The sequence below is a fragment of the Glycomyces sp. NPDC048151 genome (assembly GCF_043202775.1).
GTDB lineage: Bacteria > Actinomycetota > Actinomycetes > Mycobacteriales > Micromonosporaceae > Glycomyces.
The window spans coordinates 519,749-542,150 of the sequence record NZ_JBIDBB010000003.1; the positions used below are offsets into that span (position 1 = coordinate 519,749).

A 22,402-nucleotide genomic window follows, 5' to 3' on the forward strand; every position below is an offset into this window, starting at 1 on the left:
CCAGCATCAACCCGTCCCCTACCTGCGCAAACGCGGACCAACCCGGTCTAAAGTGCCTGGTGTGCGATCGCTACCCGGAGCCGCCGAGCATCACTGTGGCACGATGGCCCGGCACCGCGCGAAACCCGATCCTGGAGCACCGCATGGAAACCCAGCCGCCCTCCGCCGCCGCACTCCTCGCCCGCGCCGACGCCGCGCCGGTCGGCGAACACCGGCACGCGCTCTTCGCCCTCGGCCGCGCCCACCGCGACGACCCCGCGCTCCCCGGACTCCTCGCCGACCTCACCGCCACAGGCCTCTACGGCGCGCGCACCTCCCTGCTCATCGCCCAGTCCGCCGACGCCCACGACCACCTCCGGGCCCTCCTCGGCCACGCCGACGCCGGGATCGCCGCCTCCGCGTTCACCCTCGCCGCCCGCATCCCCGCGCTCGCCCCCGCGATCGAGACGGCGCTGCCCGGCCAGTCCAAAGCCGTCCGCCTCGCCGCCTACGGCGCACTCCGCAAGCACCGCAACGAGACCCTCGCCGACCGGCTCCTCCCCGCCGTGCGGGAGCGCTTCGGCCCCGAAGAGGCCGCGAAGCTCCTCTCGGCCTGCTCCACCGGCACGGTCACCGCCGAACTCCCAGGCCTCGCACCGCACGTCACCGCCTGGTCCACGTTCGCGAAGCACCACCACGTCGAGGCCTTCACCGCCTACGCCGCGGCCGCCCTCGCCGAACGCTCGCCCGCCCAATGGGGCGACTGGTGGCGCCGCCACGCCGACGTCCTCACCGCCGCCTTCGCGAACGCGCCCCTGGACTGGCTCGACCTCCTCGAACGCTTCCCCGCACCCGCGGCGCTCGACCGCATCCTGGTCAAGGCCCTGCCGGTGCTCCTGAGGGCCGACCCGGACCGCACCTGGACCCTCCTGGCCGATCCGCGCCGCGAGAAGCTCCTCACCGCCGCCGTCCAGACGCCCTCGCTGCTGCGCCGCATCGCCGCCGAACCCCCGGCCCGGATCGCCGCCCTGCTGAAGCAGAGCGGCAGCACCCACTACCTGCCCGTGCTGCTGCGCCGCACCGCGCCCTCACGGCGGCCGGAACTCGTCGAAGCCGTCCGCGCCACTGGGCTCCACGTCGACGACGAGACCGTCCTCGCGCTCCTGCCGCGCACCGCGCGGGTCGAGACCGCACGCGCGCTGCTGACCGAGCGCCGCGTCGCAGGCGACGCCGCCCGCCGCGACCGCGTCCGCTCCCACCTGCCCTTCGACGAGGTCCGCGACGGCTTCCTCGCCGAGGCCCGCCGCTCCGACGTCGACCTGCGCACGAAAGCCTACGGCGACCTCGTCCGCGCCGCGGCGCTCGACCACGATCCCGCCGCCGTCGCCGACCTGCTCGGACTGATCGGCCGCGCCGCCAAGGACCAGACGAAGGTCCACGAACGGATCTTCCAGGGCCTCAAGGAGATCCGCACACACGACTGGAACCCCGAATCGCTGGCGTCGCTGGAAGCCTTCACGGAAGCGTGCCTCGCGTCCCCTTCGCGGTCCGCGGGAACCGTCTCCGCGGTGCTCGCCCTGACCGGCCGCCTCCACCTCGCGGGCCTCAGCACCGCACGCACCGACCTCACCGGAAGCGGCGAACGCCTGCTCGACCGCCTCTCCACCGAAGCGGGCCGCTGGGAGCTCACGAACCTGCTCCACCGGCTCCCGAAGCGCTGCACCACCGACCTCGCGCGGCGCCTGGCACCCGCGCTGGAAGCCCAGGCCGACGTGAACGAGTTCGGCACGGCGCTCACCATCGCCGACGCCCTCGACGACGCCCGCGCTCTCGAACCGATCCTCCTGCGGGCCATGCGATCCAAGTCCGCATCGGTGGTCCACGACGCCGCCGTGACCCTCACCGGGATCGCCCCGGGCCGCAGCGAGCGCCTCGCCCGGCTCGCGGCCGCGTTCCCGTCCCGGCCCGAACTCTTCCCCGCCCTCGCCGTGCACCGCTGGGACCTGCTCCCGGCCTGGCTCACTGCGATCGGCGAACCGACCCCGACCGTCCTGCAGCACCTGCTCACGGCGCGGAACCCGGCGCTGCTCGGCCAGTGGCCGCCCGCCGTCCAGGCCGCCTACCAGGAGACGCTGCTGCACATCGCCGCCGACGACCGTCGCAAGAACCACCTCCGCGCCTCTGCGCTGAAGGCCCTCGCGCAGGTCCCGGGCCTCCCGCTGGACGCCCTGGCGCCCTTCCTATCCGGCGACAACGCACAGCTCCGGTCCGTCGCCCTGGCCGAACTGCACCGCGTCTCGCCCGTCGAGGCCGCCTGGCAGGCCCTGCCCGCGCACCTCGACTCCGACGACGCGGCCGTGGCCGCCGCGGTCATGGAACGCCTCGCCCACCGCTCCCGGCCCGAGGCGATCGCCGCCTCGGCCGCGCGACTGCTGCACGCGCCCAAGGTCGGCGCGCGCAAGCAGGCCGTGCGCGTCCTGGCCCGCTACCGCGTCCCGGGCGCGGCCGAACTCCTGACGGACCTGTGGGCCGACGAGCGCCTGCACCCCAGCGTCCGCGAAGCCGCCGCGGCGGTCGCCGCCGAACGCCTCGCGGAACCCTGGGCGCAGGCACTCGTCGAGGACACCGGACGCTTCGGCCCCGACGTGCGGGCCGCCGTCCTCGCGCTCGCCCCCGAGCAGGTCCCGGCCGCGTTCAGCACCCGCTACATCGCACTGCTCACCGACGCCGCGTCCGACGACGACCCGCGCCTCCAGGTCGCGGGCTCGGACGGGCTGGCCCGCTGGGCGGGCTACGCCGAGGAAGCCGCCGACGCCCTCGTGGACTTCGCCTCCGACCTCGACCTGGACGACGTCTGGGCCGCCGCCATGAACGCCCTCTGCGCGATCGCCGCCGCCGGAGGCGACCCCGGACCGCTCCTGCGCGCCGCCGACCTCCTCGCCGACCGGTCCGAGGACCAGCCGAACGCCGAGGAGGACCGCGACCTCCCCGTCCGGCAGCGCTTCGAGCGCATCGCCTCCTGCCTCGCCCCCGACTACGAGTACCTCCCGCTCCCGCCCGGCCTCGCCGAAGCGGTCGCCGAACGCTTCCCCGCCGACCTCGGGACCCGCCTCCTGGCACGCACCGTCGACTGGAACGCCGACGCGGACGCCCTCCGCGCCCTCGTCGCCCGCATCCAGGATCCGGTGGAGGCCAAGCTCATCGGCGACGCCCTCGACGAGCGCCTCCTCTACAGCACCGTCCCCGACCAGCTCCGCTTCGTCACCGCCCTGGTCGACCTCGACGACCTCCACGCCGCAGTCATCGCCGCCACCGTCATCGAAAGCGCCGCCTCGGAAAGCGAATGGTCAGAGCCCTGGCGCATTTTGCTGCGCCGCCTCCGCGCCCACCCGTCCACCATGGTCCGCATCATCGCTCACACCGCCTATACCGCCGACGAGTACGCCGGTGCCACCTGGCGCGCCTGACCGGCCTGGTCAGGGCCGGGACGCCGGAGAATACCGAGCAGCGTCGCGGGGCGGGTGTGCTGTACCCTGGCTGAGGCCGCTCAGCGGCCGATCGGGACGTGGCGCAGCTTGGTAGCGCACCCGCTTTGGGAGCGGGGGGTCGCAGGTTCAAATCCTGTCGTCCCGACTCAATACCGCAGGTCGTCAGCGGGATCCCCACCTGAGGATCCGAGGGCGGCGAGCTCTCGCTGGCCTCTCGCTGGTCTCGATCACCCAGGATCCCCCGGCACGGTGGCGACGTGAAGCCTCAAAAGAAGTGAGGCGCGTCAATTGTGCGGCTTCTGAATCGAGCAGTGGCTGCGGTGACCTTGCCGCCGTTGCGGATGCGGCTGATCTGCGGGTCCCTACGGGGCCTGCAGGCGAAGTATTATTTGCGTGCCCTGCCACCCCTGCCGGGAGTTCCCCTCGCATGTTCGCACTCGAGTTCGCTTCGACCCTCTTGTTCGTCAGTCTCTGCTTGTTCCTGATGCTCCTGCTGCTGTTCGGGTTCCTCGGCTGGATGTTCAACCTTCTGGCTGGGACACTGGAAGAGCGGTGGGCGCGATGCGTCGGAGAGCAGGGTCCGTTCACCGCGTTCAAGATCATGTTCCGGGCGAGCAGGATGCGGCAGACCAAAGGCGGCCGCGGTTTCAAGACCGCGCTCGCCGCGCTCGACACCGCGCTCGGGTTTCCGCTGCTCTTCGTCTGGGCGGTCGCGCTCGCCGCTGCCGGGGTGTATCTGGTCCTGCTGGTGCTGCGTTCCTACTCAGATACCGAACCGATGCAGAGCGACCTGGCACCCGCCGCGCTCGCGGCCTGCATCTACGTGGTCTACCTGCTGAGCCCCGTCGGCATGTTCCGGGAGTTGCGGTGGATGTTCGACGGCAGGAAGTCGAAACTCACCTGGCCGCCGCCGCTGTCGATGGACGCGGAGCAGATCGACCCCCAAAGCCGCTACGAGGCGGCCAAGGCCCTCTACCGACTCCACATCTACCTGAGGGTCGCGCTGCTGTCGGCGGCACTCACCGCGGTCATGCTGTGGAGCGACCTCGTGCTCGCGAACGAGCCGGCAGGCGAGAATCAGCGTGCGCTCCTCATCGGGATGATCGGCACAGCGGCGACCTCCGCCTACCTGTGGGTCTTCAACCGCATCGTCCGCTCTCGTGCCAGGCGCTGGCACGCGCTCGACCGCGTGGAGCCGTTCCTGGCGACACAACGAAGGCACCGCTCCAAACAGCCTGAGGCCGACCCTTCGGGGAGACGGCGCAAGGCACTGCAAGAGGTGGCCGTAGCTGCTGAACGGCAGGCGCAGCGCCTCCAGGCCGAAGCGGGCGCGGGCGTGGTGCACCCGACAGCGCTACTGCTCGCGCTGAGTGTGGCGCATCTGCGGGAGCACCTGTCCCGCCACGACTCCGTACTCGCCGCGGTGCCGCCCGACATCGAGGAGACCCTGGCGCGAATGGCAGTCGTCCTGGCCGGAACGAGCAACACGTCGTTCCTCGCCCGCACCGAAGCGCGGCTGGACCGGCTCCGGGACCAGGTCCGGTTCGATGCGGCGCCTGTGCGCGGTCCGCGAGTGTCGGCCGGACTCGATCTCACCGAGCGCGCGACCGCCTTGCTGGTCAAGGTCATCGTGATCGGACTCGTGCTGTGGCTGCTGGTGTCCCAGCAGGTAGCCGCCAAGGATCTCGTTCAAATGCTTCCCTGACTCGCCTGCGGGTGCGACACGGCTGTGGACGCGCCGGCGGCGCCGGATTCCCCCGCCACGACCGCAGCGCGGGCATAGTCAGCGAAAGCCTGTTCAGCGCTTTCCGGGGGCGGCGCGGCGGATTCCGGCGCGGATCTTGGCGACGGCGTCGGAGGGTTGGAGTTCCTTACGGAGGTCGAGCAGGTATCCGGTCGGGTGGCCCGCGAGTGCTTGTCTCCTGCGGTCGATGGCGCTGTTGGCGGCGCCGACAAGGCATCCGGCGAGGACGCCCGCGCTGGTGACGGCGGGAGGCAGGTGCAATGCGCCGGCGAGGACGCCGAGGGCGGCGGGCGGCGCGAGCGTCTGGAGGGTGAGGACCGCGCGGACCGGTTCGAGGCCGAGGCGATGGAAAACGCTCACGGTTGTCGATTCGCCTCATTTGCAGAGTCGCTTCGAATCGACCTGCTGCGCAAGATCGTCTTACTCAGCGACTGAGCCCGGCGCCGGGCGCCGGCTTTAGCGGTCGACGATGAGCAGGGTGTTCCCGTCGGGATCGGCGGCGGTGAACCAGAAGCAGGTCTGGTCGTCGCCGCTAACCTGTCCGACCTCGTCGCCGTCCTCACCGAGGCGTTCGCGCAGCGCCTCGAGATCCTCAGCGACCAGGTTGAACGGCGCCCAAGGAAGACCCGGCTTCGCGCTGATCCCGCTGGCCGGTCCCAGCAGCGTCAATTTCCGCACCGGCTCATCCGATTCCAGCACCGCCGCGTGCGCTTCGCTGCTGACGACCTTGAACCCGAAGACCTTCGAATACCACTCGACAGCGACCGCGGGGTTGCTGACCGGCAGGAATGCGCTTCCAATCTGTGTCATGCCGCGACCCTAGACCACTCCACCGACAGACCGGAGCGGGTTCGAGACCATCACGAAACCTGGCTCAGAACCCCAATGCCCAGCCCGGCATCCCGGGATGCGTCAGATCCGTATGGATCGTGGCGGCCGTGACCGATGACGAACGGACCGCCACGGGTTATTCGGCCTTCGAGTGTTTGATGCGAGCCCAGGCCACGGTCGCGGCGCCGAGGATGAGTAGCGCGGTGGCGATGGCGATCGGGGCGGTGGGCGTCCCAGTTTCGGTGAGTCGGTCCGTCGATAACGGGCTGGCACCGGGGTCCGTGAGTGTGTCGGGCGGCGGTGCTGTGCCGCCGGGTTCGGTGGTGATGGTGACTGTCGCGGTCGCCGAGTCGATAGTGCCGTTGCTGCCGGTCACGGTGGCGGTGTTGGTGACCGAGCGGTGGCGTCCGTCCTCTTCGGTGACGGTGTAGACGCCGGTGCGGGTGATGCGGTCGCCGGGTTCGCCCGCTGGGGCGAGGGTCGTCGATTCGCAGGGGACGTCGGCGACCAGGTCATCGGCGATCACCAGGTCGGTCACGGGCACTCCGGTGGTGTTGGTGGCGGTGTACGTGTACGTCACGGTGTCTCCGGGCCGGTAGGTCCTGGAGGTGTCGGCGGTCTTCTCCAGGTCCAGCAGCGGGAGCGGGCGCTCCGATCGGACGGTCAGGCCCCCGATGAGGTGCACGTCGGTGAACAGGCCGGTCGAGGCCGCGAAACCGAACTTGTAGGTGTCCTGGACCGGCTCGGGGGCGGCGGAGTCGAGGACTTCTACGGCTCCGGCCTCGCCGGGGAATCCCAGCGCCGCAGCGGGAATCGGCACTTGTGGATTGTGGACATTACCCTGGGTCTATGAACCCCGCACCTTCGTCCGGCGGCGCCCCGGGACGACTCGGACGCGACTCGAAGTCGTCGGTCTCCTTCAAGATCAGGCACGTCACGGGCTTCCGGTGGCTGGTCGACACCGGCCTGCATTCGGGCCTGGTCCCGACAGGCCCAACCAGGCGGTACCAGACCACCCGCCCGGCCGCCGGGAAGACGGCGGTGGCGTCAATCCGGTGCGAGGTATGCGATCGCGTCGTGCGGCTCCGGGTCACCGGCGGTGCGCGCGGGTCCGTTTCGATCGTCGGAGAGCAGGCCCCGGTGGCGCCGGTCGCGGGCGAGCTGCCAGAGGACCATCGGTTTCACCTCGTTCCTGGAAGCGTGGACGACCCGTCGCCACCCGAGTCCGGTCCGGAACCGGCCGTCGAAGCCGCAGTCGAGTCTGCCGCGGCGCGACTGGTAGCGCTCAGACGCGCCGCCGTCTGGATCGCTGCCGGTGGTGCGGTGAGCGCGATAGCGCTCGCAGTGGCCGACACCGATACCGAGCCCAGCTGGATCTTCAACCCGGGCTCGGCTGCCGCAGCCGCGATCGCGTTCTCGTTCCTGCTGCTGCCGCTGAGCGCGCTCGTCTGGGCGGTCTCTCGAAACGCTTGGCGGCTGCTGCTGGCCTCGGTGCTCCTGCTCGGCGGGTTCGTCGGCACGAACGGGCCCGACCTGCTGGTCAACGAGTCGCTTGGGCGGCACGAGGAGACCGTGGTCGTCCAAGGCCAGAACGGCGATTGCGGCAGGTACCAGTCTCACGGTGAAAGCGGGGGCGTCACCGGCTGCTTCTTCGTCGTCGACGGCGTCGAAGGCACGCCGTCCGAGGTGCCGATCCGCTGCGACGAAGACGAGTGCCCGAAGAAAGGAGCGCGCATCACGATCTGGTGGGCGCCTGAAGCGGTGGGCACCGTGCATCTCACGCCGCCACCGAGCTTCGCGTGGGTCTGGTGGCTGCCGCTCGGGATCGGCCTGGCGTTGAACGCGGCAGCGCTGGTGCTCTTCGCCCGCTCCGGCAACCGCGCATGGAAGCCCCGAAAGTGATGGGGAAGCGAACTGGCCCCCGCCGGAGACGACCGAATCCACTTCGATGGCTGTCCGGCGCGCGCTGCACCGACCGCCGTCCTTGATCGGACTGCGGTCGGGCCGCGGTGCTCGCCTCCGCTCGCGACTTCCCCACCGAGCCTTGGGACGCACGGCGCTCGGACGAAGGGCGGTGTGAGCCGGGAGCTAGGGTTTGCGGCGTGGAGATACACGTCGCCAAGTCCGGGCTCGATACTGCCGTCGGAACCGCAGAGGCCCCGCTGCTCACCGTCGGGGCCGCGGCGGCGCTGGCGCGGCCGGGGGACACCGTCATCGTTCACGAAGGCGTGTACCGGGAGTGGGTGAACCCGCCCCGTGGCGGAACGCCCGACGCGCCGATCACCTACCAGGCCGCGACAGGTGCGGACGGCCGCTTCGAGCCGGTCGCGATCTCCGGCGCCGAGGTGGTCGACGACTGGCGGCCCCACCCGGGCTCCGCGGCCGTCTGGACGGCGACCGTGCCCAACTCCCTGTTCGGGGCGCAGAACCCGTACACCGAGCGCATCGGCGGCGACTGGTTCTTCGATCGGGTCAACACCTGGCACACCGGCGAGGTGTACCTCGACGGCAAGTCGATGTACGAGTCGCTCACCCTGGACGGCGTCGAGCACCCCGCGGTCACCGAGGACTCCTTCGACCCCGAAGGCTCCCTGCTGACGTGGTATTGCGAGACGGATGACGACACCACGACGATCTGGGCGAACTTCGGCGGTGCCGACCCCGCCGGGCACGAGATCGAGATCAACGCCCGCAAGTTCGTCTTCTGGCCCGCAGCAACGGGAATCGACCACATCACGGTGCGCGGCTTCACCCTGACGAAGGCCGCCACGCAGTGGGCGCCGCCCACCGCGCTGCAGGAGGGCCTCATCGGTCCGCACTGGTCCAAGGGCTGGGTGATCGAGGACAACACGATCACCGACTCCAAGAACGTCGGCGTCTCCCTCGGCAAGGAGGCCGCCACCGGGCAGAACGAGTGGACCGCGGGAACGAAGGGCGGCAAAGGCGGCACCCAGCGCGAACGCGAGGTGATCCAGCGGGCGCTCGCCCTGCGCGGGCCCGACGCCGGCGAACCGCACCCCTGGCACCGCGACCACGTCGGCTCCCACACGGTGCGGCGCAACACGATCCAGGACTGCGAGCAGGCGGGCATCGTCGGGCACCTCGGCGCCGCGTTCTCGCACATCGTCGACAACCACATCGCCCGCGTCCACGTGAAGCGGCAGTGGCACGGCGCCGAAGTCGCCGGCATCAAGCTGCACGCCGCTATCGACACCGTGATCAGCGGCAACACGATCCACCACACGCACCGGGCGCTGTGGCTCGACTGGCAGGCCCAAGGCACTCTGGTGCGGCGCAACGTCTTCTACGCCTCGACCGCCGAGGACTTCATGGTCGAGGTCTGCCACGGCCCGTACCTCGTGGACTCGAACCTGTTCCTCTCGCCGTGGGCGGTCAAGGACATGTCCTCCGGCGGCGCCTACGTGCACAACTACTTCGCGGGGCGCATCGCGAGCTGCACCGAGCACCAGCGGTACACCCCGTACCACCTGCCGCACTCCACGGCGGTCTACGGCGTCTCGAACATCCTCGGCGGCGACAACCGCTTCTACAACAACCTGTTCGTCGGCGACGGCGAAGCCGCCGAACCGGAGGCGGAGCCGGCGCTCGCGAGCTTCTGGAACGGCGCTATCGACATCGACGGCGTGCCAGGCCAGGCGACCTTCGTGCCGACCCCGGTCGGCATCTCGCAGTACGACGCGTGCCCGGCCCCGGAGGAGTACCCGAACGAGGACGGCAGCGCGCTGGCCGGTCCGCGCCTGCCGGTCTGGGCGGAAGGCAACCTGTACGCGGACGCCGCCGAGCCGTTCCGCGCCGAACCCGAGCCTCAGGTCGTCGCCTCGTCGCCGGTACGCGTCACGGTGCACGACGCCGACGCCGGCACCGTCCGCATCGAGGCGTCCGGCACCGTCGGCGCGGTCGCCCCTGTGACGACCGCACGCCTCGGGACCACGTACCACGCCGAGATGGGCTTCACCAATCCCGACGGCTCTGATCTGGACCTGAGCAGGGACATCGCCGGCCTCCCACGCGACGAGGCCGTGCCCGGCCCGTTCGCGCAGTCGGGTCCGGGCATTCGGATGCTGACCGCTCCGATGCCGCGGGGCCGCTGAACCCGGCCCGGTAGCGCACCAACGCCTAGCGTGTCAGGCACGGGATTTCCTCGATTTCGATCGGCTGATCGGTTTGCTGATCGTCGGGAGCCGGAACCCTACGGGCGCACGCAGATGGCCGGGATCGCGAGGAAGGCCTGAGGAGACGACGGCGGCGGTCCGACCCGCCGGTCGGACCGCCGCCGTCGCGCGCATCGGCCGCTAGTCGATGTTGTGGCCGCCGTTGACGGTGATCCGCTGCCCGGTGACGAAGCCCGCCGCGTCGGAGGCGAGGTACGCGACCGCCGCGGCGATGTCGTCGGGCTTGCCGATGCGGCCCATAGGCACCTCGGCCACGTACCCGGCGAGGTCGGCGTCGGTGAGCTCGCCGTGCCGCTCGACCGGGATCCACCCCGGCGCGACCAGGTTGACGGTGATGCCGTCGGCGCCAAGCTCCCGCGCCCAGGTGCGGGTGAGCCCCCACTGGGCTCCCTTGGCCGCGTTGTACGCCGAGAAGCCGGGCAGCGCCCGCTCGAACATGTCCGATCCGATCTGGACCACGCGCCCGCCCCCGGCCGCGCGCATGTCCGCCAGGACCGCGCGGAGCAGGAGGGTCGGGCTCTTGACGAAGAACGCCAGCTGGTCGAGGTGGTCCTGCCATTCGAGCCGGTCGAGCGGCACTTCGGGCTGCGGGCCGGTCGCGTTGGCGACGAGCACCGTGACGGGACCGAGCTCGGCGCGGACGCGCGCCATCATGTCGTCCACCGCGGCCTCGTCGGTCACGTCGCCGCCGAACGCGGCGGCGGTCCCGCCAGCCTCGCGGATGTCGGCCACGACCCGCTCGGCGCCCGCCAGGCCCTTCGCGTAGTTGACCGCGACGGCGAACCCGTCGGCGGCGAGGCGCCGCGCGATGACGGCGCCGAGGCCGCGCGAAGCACCTGAGACGAAAGCGACGGACATGGACGACCTCCAACGGGAATTGCTCGTCCAGCGAGCGTAATCCATGTCCTGGCGCATACGCCGACGGCCTGAACGCGACCGGCGGGGCATCCCGAGCGGCTCGACGGGCTCGTCAGGGGTTCTCGGCGACCGCTGCCTGGAGGCGGTTCGCGAAGCGGCGGAAGCCTTCTCTGAAGGCCTCTGGCGCTTCGACGGTGAAGTCGGCGTCGAGGAGGGCGAGGGTGGCCAGCGGCCACTCCCAGGAGTCGAGCCGCATCGACACGCGGGTGCGTCCGTCGTCGAGCGCGCTCAGTTCGACGGTGTCGTGGCGGAACGCCTCCGCGACCGGCCCCGGCGGTCCGTCCACTATGAACGTCACCGGGTGGCGGTCCCTGCCGATCCCCTCGACGAGGTAGTCGACGGCGGGCGGGGAGGGACGCGGCTCGAACCGGGTCGTGGACAGGCGGAGGCCGGAGAGGCGGTCGGTGCGGAAGGTCCGCCAGTCGCCGCGGTCGAGGTCCCAGCCGAGCAGGAACCAGCGCTGCAGGTGGTGGATCTGCCGGTACGGTTCGACCCGGCGGGACGAGACCGCCCCGTCCTTGCGCTCGTAGTCGAACGCGACGATCTGCCGGGCCGCGATCGCGTCGGCGAGCGCGCCGAGGTCGCCCGCGCTGGTGCTCGGGGCCGGGACGTCGCTGGTGTCCAGACTGGAACGGACCCGGGAAATGCGGTGGCGCAGGCGCTTGGGCAGGTACTGCTCGACCTTCCCGAAGGCCCGGGTCGCGGCCTCGTCCACCGATCCCTCTGCGGCGCTGCCGGTCGACGCGAGCGCGGCGAGGCCCAGGAGCACCGCGATGGCCTCGTCGTCCTCGAGCATGAGCGGCGGCATCACGGCGCCCGCGGTGAGCCGGTAGTGCCCGCCGGGGCCGGGGCGGGTCTCGACCGGGTAGCCGTACTCGCGGAGGCGGTCGACGTCGCGGCGCAGCGTCCGCGGGCTGACGCCCAGGCGCGTGGCGAGCTCGCCGCCGCTGAACGAGCGTCCGGTCTGCAGGGACGCGAGGAGCGAGAGCATGCGGCGGGTGACATCGGACATGCCCCCAGTCTGCCGCAAATCGCGGTCAGGAACCGGCCGCATCTGCATCTAGCGTCGAGCGCATGAGCGAACGTATGATCCGCCTCCGCGGCGCCAGGTCCAACAACCTCAAGTCGATCGACCTCGAAGTGCCGCGCGGAAGCCTGACCGTGTTCGCGGGACCGTCCGGTTCCGGGAAGTCCTCTCTCGTGTTCGACACGATCGCCGCCGAAGCCGGCCACCAGGTCAACGAGACCTACCCGCCGTTCCTGCGGAACCGGCTGCCGAAGTGGACGCGGCCCGAGGCCGACGAGATCTCCGGCCTGTCGCCCGTGGTCGTCATCGACCAGCGCCGCCTCGGCGGCAACGCCCGGTCCACCGTCGGGACGATCACCGACACGTGGACGTACCTGCGGCTGCTCTACTCGCGGATCGGCGAGCCGCTGATCGGCGAGTCGAGCCACTTCTCGTTCAACGAACCCGCGGGCATGTGCCCGACCTGCTCGGGCCTGGGCGAGGCCGTGGAGATCGACGTCGCCTCGTTCTTCGACCTCGGCAGGTCGCTGAAGGAGGGCGCGATCCTCCTGCCCGGCTTCGTCGACGGCGGCTACTGGTTCGACAAGTACGCCAGCGTCGACTGGCTCCCTGTCGACACGCCGCTGGGGGAGTGGACCGAGGACGAGCGGCTCGCGCTGCTGTACGGCGGCGAGCACATCGCCCGTCTCGGGGTGCGGCGGCCGTCCGACTTCGAGGGCCTGGCGGCGTGGTTCGAGCGGATCTACCTGCACACCTCCGACAGCATCTCGGACACCAAGCAGAAGGCCATCGACCGGTTCACGCGGTCGCGCACGTGCCCCGAGTGCGGCGGCGACCGGCTGAACGCGGCGGCGAGAGCCGTAACCGTGCTCGGCCGAACCATCGGCGAGATGTCCCGGATGGAGATCGCCGAGCTCGCGGACGTCGTTGCGGGCGTGAAGGAGACGGCGGTCGCGCCGGTCGCCGCCGCGCTCGTGGAGCGGCTGCGCGCGATGGACGCGATCGGGCTGGGCTACCTCCACCTCGGGCGGGCCACCGCGACCCTGTCGGGAGGCGAGTCGCAGCGGGTGAAGACGGTGAAGCACCTGGGCAGCAGCCTGATCGAGATGCTGTACATCTTCGACGAACCCACCGTGGGCCTGCACCCGCACGACGTCCAGGCCATGACCGGCCTGCTGGAGCGGTTGCGGGACAAGGGGAACACGGTGCTCGTCGTCGAGCACGACCCGGCGGTGATGGCGGTCGCCAACCAGATCGTCGAGATCGGACCCGACGCGGGCGCCGAGGGCGGCCGCGTGGTCTTCCAGGGGACCTTCGACCGGCTCCGGGCCGCCGACACCCCGACCGCGTCGGCGCTGGCCAAACCGGCACCGCCGGTCGGGGAGCCGCGGCGGGCTTCGGGCGTGGTGACCATCGAGCACGCCGACCGCAACAACCTGCGGGACGTCACCGTGGGCGTGCCGACCGGGGTGCTGACCGTGCTCACCGGCGTCGCGGGCTCCGGCAAGTCGAGCCTGGCGGCGGCGCTCGTCGAGCAGCACGACGCGATCGTCGTCGACCAGCGCCCCGTCGGCGCGAACCGCCGGTCCACGCCGATCACGTACACCGGGATCGCCGCGCCGGTCCGGCGGCTGTTCGCGAAGGCGAGCGGCCTGCCCGCCAAGTACTTCAGCGCCAATTCGGAGGGCGGCTGCCCCGAGTGCAAGGGCCTCGGCGTCGTCTACACGGACCTGGCGTTCATGGACGGGCAGGAGACCGTGTGCGAGACGTGCGGCGGGCGGCGGTTCACCGAGGAGGCGCTGCGGCACCGCGTCGACGGGCTCACGATCGCCGACGTGGGCGACCTGACCATCGCGGAGGCGCTGCAGCGGCTCGCGGATCCGTCGATCCGGAAGGGGCTGCACCACCTCGATCGGGTCGGCCTCGGCTACCTGCGCCTCGGGCAGCCGCTCACGACGCTGTCAGGCGGGGAGTGCCAGCGCGTCAAGATCGCCAGGGAGCTGCGCGAGGCCGCCGAGCCGTCGGTGTACGTGCTCGACGAGCCGACCACCGGGCTGCACCTGCGCGATGTCGACACGCTCATGGAGGTCCTGTTCCAGCTGGTCGAGGCCGGGCACACCGTCGTGGTCATCGAGCACCACCTGGAGGTGATCCGCCGCGCCGACTGGATCGTGGACCTCGGCCCCGGCGCGGGCCGCCACGGCGGGCGGGTCCTCTACGAGGGCCCGGTGGCGGCGATCCGGGGCACGGCGACCGCGCAGGCGCTCGGCCTGGGCTAGGCGCGCAAGGGAGGCGGGCAGCAGCTAGCGGCCCGCCTCCGTCCCTTGGTGGAGCCAGACCCGCAGAGGGCCGATCGGTTCGAACCCGGCGCCGAGAGCGGCCGCCAGGTCGTCGCCGTGCTCGTAGCCGACCAGGGGCAAGTCCGGGAACAGCCGATCGAGCAGTGCCAGGACGCCCGGCCAAGCGCTGGCGGCTCCATTTGTAAACACATTGGACACGCCGATGACGTCGCCGCTGCGGTTGGCCACCGCCCCGGCCGCCACCGGGCCGCCCTTGGACCGCCCGGCGAGCACGTACGTGTCCTCGTCCTCGAGCAGGGCCGGTCCGAACAGGTCCGCGTGACCGTCGCCGCCGTCCCAGGCCAGCGCCCACTCCCGAAGCGGCCCAGCCGCTTCCACCACTGACCAGTCAAGTCCGGGAGCGGTGGCCGGCGCTCCCGCAGGACGCCGGATCCACTGCGCCTCGAACAGGACCGCGAACCCGGCCCCGCTCAAGTCGAGGTCGGCGAAGCTGTCCTTGACGCTCGCGCCGGGTGCGGCGGTGTCGATCCGGGACACCAGCGCGGACGCGTCGGCACCGGGCGCGAGGGTCACCGCGTCGGGGTAGAACAGCGGCGTCCTGACGGGAGCGGTCCAGTCCGTCGGCCGGAACTCGCTCGCCATGCCGTGCGAGCGGCACATCGCCGCGCAGCATTCGGCGTTGTTTCGGGCGGCGGACCGGACCGCCGCGTCCTTCGTACCTGTCACGCGACCCGATTATCCGGGACGGCCCCATGTTGCCGCCGCGTTGCCGTCCGCGTTGACGCCCGCGCAACGGGGCCTGGGGTGGACTGGTGGCATCCGGCCGGACCCCTCGGCCCTCGTGAAAGGACGGATGATGGACAGGTTCAAGAAGGCGGCGCGTTGGGCGGGCATCGCCCTCACCGGGATCATCGGGATCATCCTGCTCGGCGCCGGCAAGGTGCAGTCGGGGACGCTGCTGATCCTCACCGCGTTCGCCTTGGCCGTGCCGACGAGGCGCAGGCCGCCGCTGTGGGTCCGCATCGTGCTGATCGCCGCGATCTACGGCCTGGTGGCGCTGAACATCTCGACCACGTCGCTCCCCGCGCCCTCGAACGGGATGACGGTGGCGTGCGGTGAGGAGTACGCCGACTGGTACACCCCGACCGGGATCGAGTTCGTGGACCAGCTGCAGTACCTCCTCAGCGGCTTCCTCGCCCAGGCGGCGCCGTCCTGAGCGCTCGACCGGCTGTCGCTCCCCTTGTTACAGTGGCCCGATTCAGGCGGGTCGGGAGTGTGGTGTGGGCGAGGAGATCACGACGGCGAAGGCGGCCGCCGACGACGGGCTGGTGCTCGCGTTCGGACGGCTGCTGGGCGCGGCGAACCGGTTGGAGTACCTGCTCGGGCGGGCGATCGAGGAGCAGTGCGGGATCTCCCACCTCATGTACGAGGTCCTGCTGATCCTGGCCCGCGAGGGCGACGCGGGGATGCCGATGCGGGCGATCAGCCGCGAGCAGGTGCTGACCACCGGCGGCGTCACGCGGCTGATTGACCGGATGGAGGCCCTGGGCCTGGTCGAGCGCCACGACCACCCGACCGACCGGCGGGGCCGCCTCGTGCGCCTCACCGAAGCGGGTGAGCGGAAGGCCGTCGAGGCGACGCGGGTGCACCGGGAGAACATCGAGCGGTACTTCGTCGCGCCGATCCCGGCCGAGCACCGGGAGTGGTTCGCCGACGACCTGCGGATACTCAGCCATGCGGCGAGGGATGCCATTCCTCGGCTGCGGTGATCCCTGTGATCTCCGGCCTAGCACGGGCATGACGGAATGTCTGACTAATCAGATACTGTTTCGTAAGATGAAGGCGGTCCGCAGACGGCGGTCCTCCATCGGCAGCTTACGAGGAGCAGGCATGAGCACGCTGGAATTCACCATCTTCGACCTGGACTTCCCGGCCGGGAACCCCGCCAAGACCGCCACGCTCGTCACCGGCGAGCGCGAAGCGCTCCTGGTCGACGCCGCCTTCACACGCGCCGACGGGCACCGCCTCGCCGCCGCGATCCTGGACTCCGGCAAGCACCTCACCACCGTGTTCGTCAGCCACGGCGACCCCGACTTCTACTTCGGCGCCGAAGTCCTCGCCGACGCCTTCCCCGACGCGCGCTTCGTCGCCACCCCGCCGGTCATCGAGCACATCGAGCACTCCTACGAAGGCAAGCTCAAGGCCTGGGCCGCTTCGGGAGCGAACCTGCCGACCCGGCTGGTCGAGCTGGAGCCGCTCACCGGTGACCTTGAGCTGGAAGGGAACCGCTTCGAACTCAAGGGCGGGGCCGAGGGCCTGGCCGACCGGCACTACCTGTGGCAGGCCGACCAGCGCGCGATCCTCGGCGGCGTCATGGTCTTCTCCCGCCAGCACGTCTGGACCGCCGACACCGGCGCCGACGCCCGCGAGGTCTGGCGCGGCGTGCTCGACGAGATGGAGGCCCTCGCACCGGAACTCGTCGTCCCCGGCCACCGCGCGCCCGGGGCGCCCGCCTCGGTCGAGGCCGTGCGCCACACCCGCGACTACCTCGAGGCCTTCGAGGAGGTCCTGAAGGAGCAGCCCGACGGCGCGGCGGTCACGAACGAGCTCGTGCGGCGCTACCCGGACGCGGAACTGCTCGTCGCCGCGCAGATCGGCGGCAAGGTCGCGAAGGGCGAGATGGCATGGGGCTGAACGACTCCGACGAGCCGCGCGACGTGGTCCGCCGCCAGTACCTCGCCTCGGCGGCGGGCGACCTGGAGGCGCTGCGCGCCACGCTCGCACCCGATGTGGAGTGGACCGAGATGGCCGGGTTCCCGCTCGCGGGCACCTACCGGACCCCCGAGGGCGTCACGTCGAACGTCATGGAGCGCCTGGGGAAGGAGTGGGACGGCTGGACCGCCCATGACGACTCCTATGTGGTCGACGGCGAGCACGTCGTGGTCCTGGCCCGCTACACGGCCCGCAACAAGGCCACCGGCAAGGACATCGTCGTGCGGGTGGCCCACCACTTCGTCGTCCGAGGCGGATTGATCGTCCGCTTCGAGCAGTTCACCGACACCGCCAAAGTGCGGGAGGCCATGGCCTGAGGCGGCAGGGCCGGCAGCCCCGACGAGTCGCCGGCCCTTCCTTCGCAAAAGAAATCGAAGCGCATAGATTTTCCTATTGACAAAGTTTATCGAGCAAACTTAATCTGGATCGGCGGCGCTCCGAGCCCCGAACCTCACCGGCGGCGGCGCTGTGCCCCTTCACTGCAACGCACCTCTTCCGGCAAGGAGACTCGCCATGAGTCCAACCAATGTGCACCGACGACGGTGGCGCCTCGGCGCGATCGCGGCGTCCGCCGCCGCCGTCCTGACCGCAGGCCTCCTCGGGGCCGTCGGCGCCCAAGCGGCCCAAGGCTGCGAGGTCCAGTACGAGGTCACCGGCCAGTGGCCGGGCGGCTTCACCGCGGACGTGAAAGTCACCAACCTCGGCGAGCCGATCGACGGCTGGGAAGTCGACTGGGTCTGGCTCGAGGGCCAGCACGTCACGAGCATGTGGAACGCGCAGCACACGAGCGCGCCGCCCGCGGCCAAGGCCGAGAACCTCAGCTACAACGCCAAGATCGCCACGGGCGCTTCGACCTCCTTCGGCTTCGTCGGCTACTGGGCCGGGGTCAACACGGACCCGACCGAGTTCCGCCTCAACGGCCGCGTCTGCGACGGCTCCGTCGGCGAGCCGACCACCGCGCCCACGACCGACCCGCCCGCCGGCTCGGTCTCCGCGATGGAGCAGGTCGCCGCGATGCAGCCCGGCTGGAACGTCGGCAACACCCTCGACGCGCTCGGCGGCGAGACCGCCTGGGGCAACCCGATGATCACCGAGCAGCTCCTCCAGAAGGTCAAGTCCGAGGGCTACAACTCGATCCGCCTGCCCGTCACATGGGACGAGTTCACCGGCCCCGCACCGGACTACACGATCGAGCCCGAGCGCATGGAACGCGTCGCGCAGGTGATCGACTGGGCCCTGGAGAACGACCTCCAAGTGCTGCTCAACATCCACCACGACTCGTGGATGTGGCTCGACGAGCTCCCCAACGACCACGACAACGTCATGGCCAAGTTCGAGGCCATGTGGACGCAGATCAGCGACCGCTTCAAGGACTACCCGGCCGAACTCTCCTTCGAGAGCAACAACGAACCGCAGTTCGCCGGTGCCACCGAGGCGCAGGGGGACGCCTACAACGAGGAGCTCAACCTCGCGTTCCACGAGATCGTCCGCGGCTCCGGCGGCAACAACGACGACCGCCTCCTGGTGCTGCCGACGCTGTACACCAACGCCGCGCAGGAACGCCTCGACTCGCTCAAGACCACCATCGACGGCCTGAACGACGACATGATCGCCGCGACCATCCACTTCTACGGCTTCTGGCCCTTCAGCGTCAACATCGCCGGAGGCACCACCTACAACGCCGAGGTGGAAGCGGACCTCATCGGGACCTTCCAGCGCGCCAACGACACCTTCGTGGACGACGACATCCCGGTCATCATGGGGGAGTGGGCCGTCCTCAACTACGACCACAACCGCCCCGGCGTCCACGAGCACGGCGAGCTCATGAAGTTCTTCGAGGCCACCGAGTTCCAGGCCCGCGACAAGGAGGTCACCACCATGCTGTGGGACGCGGGCCAGTTCCTCAACCGCAACACCCTCCAGTGGCGCGACGAGCACATCGCCTCGTACTTCGAGTCCGGCTGGACCACCCGCTCCGGCACCGCCTCGTTCGACGCGGTCTACCTCGAGAAGGCCGGGACCATCACCGCCGAGTCGCTGACCCTGAACCGCAACGGCCTCGAGTTCCAGGGCCTGTGGCAGGGGAGCGCGAAGCTCGCCGAAGGCGCCGACTACACCGTCTCGGGCGACACCCTGACGCTGACCGCCTCAGCGCTCACCCGCCTCGCCGGGAACCGCGCCTACGGCACCAACGCCACCATCGAGGCCCGCTACTCCGCGGGCGTCCCCTGGCGCATCCACATCATCACCTACGACAAGCCGGTGTTCGCCGACGCGACCGGGACCACGGCCTCCTTCGCGATCCCGACCCAGTTCACGGGCGACCAGCTCTCCACAATGGAGGCCAAGTACGCCGACGGCACCAACGCCGGGCCCGCGGACTGGACCTCCTACAAGGAGTACTGGCAGCACTTCCAGCCCGACTACAGCGCCGGGACGACCCTGCTGAAGACCGCGTTCTTCGACGAGGTCGACGACGACCGGCCCGTGACGCTGACCTTCCACTTCTGGGGCGGCGGAACGGTCTCCTACGAGATCACCAAGTCCGGCACCACCGTGACCGGATCGGCCGCTTAACGCGGCATCCGCCAAGGCGGCGTGGAGGCTCCGGCCTTCACGCCGCTTCGCGTCCCCCGACGAGCACCGTCGCCGGATGCCCGTTCACCAGCACCTCGTGCACCGAGCCGACACCGAGGCCGTTCGCCGCCAAGGCCCTCCCGGCCTCCTCCGCCGCCATCCGCGCGACCAGCAGCACGAACCGCCCCGTCCGCGGATCCAGCACCCGGTCGAACGACCTGGCCATCGCGCCCAGGAACTCCGGCAGCGCAAGCGGCAGCTCCTCGTACTCGCCCCAAGGCGGATCGGTGACGATCACGTCCACCGCGCCCTCCCCGAACGACGACAGCGCCAGCGCGTCCTCGCCGAGGAACTCGATCTCGCGGCTCCCGCGCACCGAAGCCGGGAACTCCTCCCGCAGCCGCTCCAGATCCGAGTCCGAGTACACGATGCGCTGCGCCGGGAACGACATCCGCGCCAGCGGGAACGAGCCCGAGCCCGCGAACGGGTCCAGGAACACGTCGTCCGGATGCGGCTTCGAGGCCGCGATGAGCAGCGAGGACAGCTCGTGCGAGATCGCGCCCGCCGCCTTCGCGGCCCGCTTCGGCCGGAGGTGCCTGCGGCACAGCATCAGGTACTCGAAGTCGGACCGGCCGACCACCCAGTACTCCTCGCCCGAGCCCCGCCCGACCATGCGCTGGCCCGACGCGTAGCCGATCTCGGTCTCCAACGCGCGCTTCGTATTCGGCCGGACCGAGATGAGTGCCCCGTCCACATGGAACATCACACGGAACGAGTCCGCGTACGAGTCGAGGCCGTCGTAGCGCAGGCTGTCGGCCAGCTCCAGCACGTTCCGGTCGACGTCGCCCCGCACCACGTCCGCGATCACCGTGAACGAGTTCTTCACGAACGGCATCCGCACGACCTGCTCGTAGCGGCTGTCCGACTCGAACACCAGTGAGCTGTCGTCGGCGTACACGGTCTCCGGACTATCCACATAGGATCCGATTGACTCGGCGACCAGGTCGCCGGTGCCCGCGGGGAACTGAACGAAGTAGCGCACGCCCGGAATCCTACTCGCAGGACCGGTATGCGGGCCCGATCCGCTGGACCGCGCCAGCGGGCGAATCGTCCTACACTCACTGGACATACACCCTGTGGAAGGACAATCCGTGAACTCCCGCATCATCACCGCCCTGCCCGCCGCGCTCGCCGTCGCCGCCCTCGCGGCGTGCACCTTCGGCACCCCCACCGTCCCCGCCGACGAACTCGCCGACACCGCCGAAGGCGCCCTCGAAGAAGAGGTCGGCCAGCGCCCCGAGATCGACTGCGGCGGCGAGGACATCGAGGTCGTCGAAGGCGAGGACGTCACCTGCGTCCTCACCGACCCCGCCTCCGGAACGGAGTACGACACCGTCATCACCTTCACCTCGGTCGACGGCACCGACTTCGAGATCGACGTCCAGGTCGCCGACACCGCCAACTGAGCCACCGGCGCCGGGCGCGTCCGAAGACCTAGACTTGCGCGCGACACACACGCACGACTTGGGGGACCAATGGAGCAGCGCGCATTCGGCAGGAGCGGCCAGCGGGTATCGGTGGTCGGGCTCGGCACCTGGCAGCTCGGCGCCGACTGGGGCGACGTGGACGAGGGGGACGCGCTCGCCGTCCTCGACGCGGCCGTCGAAGCGGGTGTCACCTTCTTCGACACCGCCGACGTCTACGGCGACGGGCGCTCCGAGCAGCTCATCGGGCGCTTCCTGAAAGAGCGGCCCGACGCGGAAGTCATGGTGGCCACCAAGATGGGCCGCCGCGTCGCGCTCGACCCGGCGCTCTACACGCTCGACAACTTCCGGGCCTGGACCGACCGCTCCCGCGCGAACCTCGGCGTCGACCGGCTCGACCTCGTGCAGCTCCACTGCCCGCCGACCCCGGTCTACTCCTCGGACGCCGTCTTCGACGCGCTCGACGCCCTCGTCGACGAAGGCCGCATCGCCGCGTACGGCGTGAGCGTCGAGACCTGCGACGAGGCGCTGACCGCCATCGGTCGGCCCGGCACGGCCAGCGTCCAGATCATCCTGAACCCGTTCCGCCTCAAGCCGCTCGAGGCGGTCCTGCCCGCCGCCGAGGCCGCCGGGGTCGGGATCATCGCCCGCGTCCCGCTCGCCTCGGGCCTGCTCTCGGGCAAGTACACCGCCGACACGGTGTTCGCCGAGAACGACCACCGCACCTACAACCGGCACGGCGAGGCCTTCGACCAGGGCGAGACGTTCTCCGGCGTCGACTACGCCACGGGCGTCGAAGCTGCCGTCGAGTTCGCTTCGCTCGCACCGGAAGGCGCGACCCCAGCGCAGACCGCGCTGCGCTGGCTCATCCAGCAGCCCGGCGTCTCGACGGTGATCCCGGGGGCGCGGAACCCCGAGCAGGCCGCGGCGAACGCGGCGGCAGCCGATCTCGCTCCGCTGCCGGAGTCCGCGCTCGCGGCCGTGCGGGACCTCTACGACGCGAAGATCCGCGCCCAGGTCCACCACCGCTGGTAGCCCGCTGCCCGGTGCCTCCCCGAGGCACCGGGCATTCGCGTCCACCTGACGGAT

The 22,402-nt window shown here is 70.7% G+C and carries 20 protein-coding genes and 1 tRNA gene; 13 read left to right on the forward strand and 8 right to left on the reverse strand.

The genetic code is table 11. The features are described from left to right. Nucleotides 1-143 precede the first annotated feature (143 nt). The 3 genes from ACGGCP_RS09110 (at nt 144) to ACGGCP_RS09120 (ending at nt 5,172) form a co-directional block, all read left to right on the forward strand. Nucleotides 144-3,446, forward strand: a complete 3,303-nt coding sequence (locus tag ACGGCP_RS09110; protein WP_392963259.1) for a hypothetical protein — start codon at nt 144-146, stop codon at nt 3,444-3,446. Between the two features lie 92 nt (nt 3,447-3,538). Then, a tRNA-Pro gene (locus ACGGCP_RS09115) sits at nt 3,539-3,612 on the forward strand. A 282-nt stretch (nt 3,613-3,894) separates the two neighbouring features. Beyond that, nucleotides 3,895-5,172 (forward strand): hypothetical protein, encoded by a 1,278-nt coding sequence (locus ACGGCP_RS09120; protein WP_392963261.1) that lies wholly within the window; start codon nt 3,895-3,897, stop codon nt 5,170-5,172. A 93-nt stretch (nt 5,173-5,265) separates the two neighbouring features. Here the strand turns inward: ACGGCP_RS09120 and ACGGCP_RS09125 are convergent, their stop codons facing one another. The 4 genes from ACGGCP_RS09125 to ACGGCP_RS09140 form a co-directional block, all read right to left on the reverse strand. Continuing rightward, nucleotides 5,266-5,571 (reverse strand): hypothetical protein, encoded by a 306-nt coding sequence (locus ACGGCP_RS09125; protein ID WP_392963262.1) that lies wholly within the window; start codon nt 5,569-5,571, stop codon nt 5,266-5,268. Nucleotides 5,572-5,667: 96 nt separating this feature from the next. Continuing rightward, nucleotides 5,668-6,021, reverse strand: a complete 354-nt coding sequence (locus ACGGCP_RS09130; protein ID WP_392963265.1) for a VOC family protein — start codon at nt 6,019-6,021, stop codon at nt 5,668-5,670. 157 nt (nt 6,022-6,178) lie between these two features. Then, entirely contained in the window at nt 6,179-6,862 is a 684-nt protein-coding gene (locus ACGGCP_RS09135; protein WP_392963268.1) for a hypothetical protein, read from the reverse strand. Between the two features lie 227 nt (nt 6,863-7,089). Next, nucleotides 7,090-7,218: a hypothetical protein gene (locus ACGGCP_RS09140; protein ID WP_392963271.1), complete on the reverse strand. Its 129-nt coding sequence runs from the start codon at nt 7,216-7,218 to the stop codon at nt 7,090-7,092. Nucleotides 7,219-7,386: 168 nt separating this feature from the next. On the opposite strand from ACGGCP_RS09140, the gene ACGGCP_RS09145 reads away from it, so the two are divergent. Beyond that, nucleotides 7,387-7,944, forward strand: coding sequence for a hypothetical protein (locus ACGGCP_RS09145; protein ID WP_392963272.1), 558 nt, complete (start codon nt 7,387-7,389; stop codon nt 7,942-7,944). Between the two features lie 200 nt (nt 7,945-8,144). Next, nucleotides 8,145-10,154: a hypothetical protein gene (locus ACGGCP_RS09150; RefSeq protein WP_392963275.1), complete on the forward strand. Its 2,010-nt coding sequence runs from the start codon at nt 8,145-8,147 to the stop codon at nt 10,152-10,154. A 201-nt stretch (nt 10,155-10,355) separates the two neighbouring features. Here ACGGCP_RS09150 and ACGGCP_RS09155 read toward each other — a convergent pair whose 3' ends face one another. Both ACGGCP_RS09155 and ACGGCP_RS09160 read right to left on the reverse strand, forming a co-directional pair. Continuing rightward, nucleotides 10,356-11,093 carry an SDR family oxidoreductase gene (locus tag ACGGCP_RS09155; protein WP_392963277.1) on the reverse strand — a complete coding sequence of 246 codons (738 nt, stop codon included), beginning with the start codon at nt 11,091-11,093 and terminating at the stop codon, nt 10,356-10,358. 112 nt (nt 11,094-11,205) lie between these two features. Next, nucleotides 11,206-12,165 (reverse strand): helix-turn-helix transcriptional regulator, encoded by a 960-nt coding sequence (locus tag ACGGCP_RS09160; RefSeq protein WP_392963280.1) that lies wholly within the window; start codon nt 12,163-12,165, stop codon nt 11,206-11,208. 62 nt (nt 12,166-12,227) lie between these two features. On the opposite strand from ACGGCP_RS09160, the gene ACGGCP_RS09165 reads away from it, so the two are divergent. Then, entirely contained in the window at nt 12,228-14,459 is a 2,232-nt protein-coding gene (locus ACGGCP_RS09165; RefSeq protein ID WP_392963282.1) for an ATP-binding cassette domain-containing protein, read from the forward strand. Between the two features lie 24 nt (nt 14,460-14,483). Here the strand turns inward: ACGGCP_RS09165 and ACGGCP_RS09170 are convergent, their stop codons facing one another. Beyond that, nucleotides 14,484-15,206: a hypothetical protein gene (locus ACGGCP_RS09170; protein WP_392963285.1), complete on the reverse strand. Its 723-nt coding sequence runs from the start codon at nt 15,204-15,206 to the stop codon at nt 14,484-14,486. A 130-nt stretch (nt 15,207-15,336) separates the two neighbouring features. Here ACGGCP_RS09170 and ACGGCP_RS09175 point away from each other — a divergent pair, with 130 nt between their 5' ends. The 5 genes from ACGGCP_RS09175 (at nt 15,337) to ACGGCP_RS09195 (ending at nt 19,829) form a co-directional block, all read left to right on the forward strand. Next, entirely contained in the window at nt 15,337-15,696 is a 360-nt protein-coding gene (locus tag ACGGCP_RS09175) for a hypothetical protein (RefSeq protein ID WP_392963286.1), read from the forward strand. Nucleotides 15,697-15,760: 64 nt separating this feature from the next. Next, nucleotides 15,761-16,249, forward strand: a complete 489-nt coding sequence (locus ACGGCP_RS09180) for a MarR family winged helix-turn-helix transcriptional regulator (protein ID WP_392963289.1) — start codon at nt 15,761-15,763, stop codon at nt 16,247-16,249. 121 nt (nt 16,250-16,370) lie between these two features. Next, nucleotides 16,371-17,174 carry an MBL fold metallo-hydrolase gene (locus ACGGCP_RS09185; protein WP_392963292.1) on the forward strand — a complete coding sequence of 268 codons (804 nt, stop codon included), beginning with the start codon at nt 16,371-16,373 and terminating at the stop codon, nt 17,172-17,174. Further along, nucleotides 17,165-17,569, forward strand: coding sequence for a nuclear transport factor 2 family protein (locus ACGGCP_RS09190; protein ID WP_392963295.1), 405 nt, complete (start codon nt 17,165-17,167; stop codon nt 17,567-17,569). The genes ACGGCP_RS09185 and ACGGCP_RS09190 overlap by 10 nt, the downstream gene beginning before the upstream one ends. 196 nt (nt 17,570-17,765) lie before the next feature. Further along, nucleotides 17,766-19,829, forward strand: coding sequence for a cellulase family glycosylhydrolase (locus tag ACGGCP_RS09195; RefSeq protein WP_392963298.1), 2,064 nt, complete (start codon nt 17,766-17,768; stop codon nt 19,827-19,829). 37 nt (nt 19,830-19,866) lie between these two features. Here ACGGCP_RS09195 and ACGGCP_RS09200 read toward each other — a convergent pair whose 3' ends face one another. Continuing rightward, nucleotides 19,867-20,871, reverse strand: a complete 1,005-nt coding sequence (locus ACGGCP_RS09200) for a hypothetical protein (protein WP_392963300.1) — start codon at nt 20,869-20,871, stop codon at nt 19,867-19,869. A 109-nt stretch (nt 20,872-20,980) separates the two neighbouring features. On the opposite strand from ACGGCP_RS09200, the gene ACGGCP_RS09205 reads away from it, so the two are divergent. Beyond that, nucleotides 20,981-21,295: a DUF4333 domain-containing protein gene (locus tag ACGGCP_RS09205; protein ID WP_392963301.1), complete on the forward strand. Its 315-nt coding sequence runs from the start codon at nt 20,981-20,983 to the stop codon at nt 21,293-21,295. 69 nt (nt 21,296-21,364) lie between these two features. Next, nucleotides 21,365-22,348: an aldo/keto reductase gene (locus ACGGCP_RS09210; RefSeq protein WP_392963304.1), complete on the forward strand. Its 984-nt coding sequence runs from the start codon at nt 21,365-21,367 to the stop codon at nt 22,346-22,348. Nucleotides 22,349-22,402: the final 54 nt, after the last annotated feature.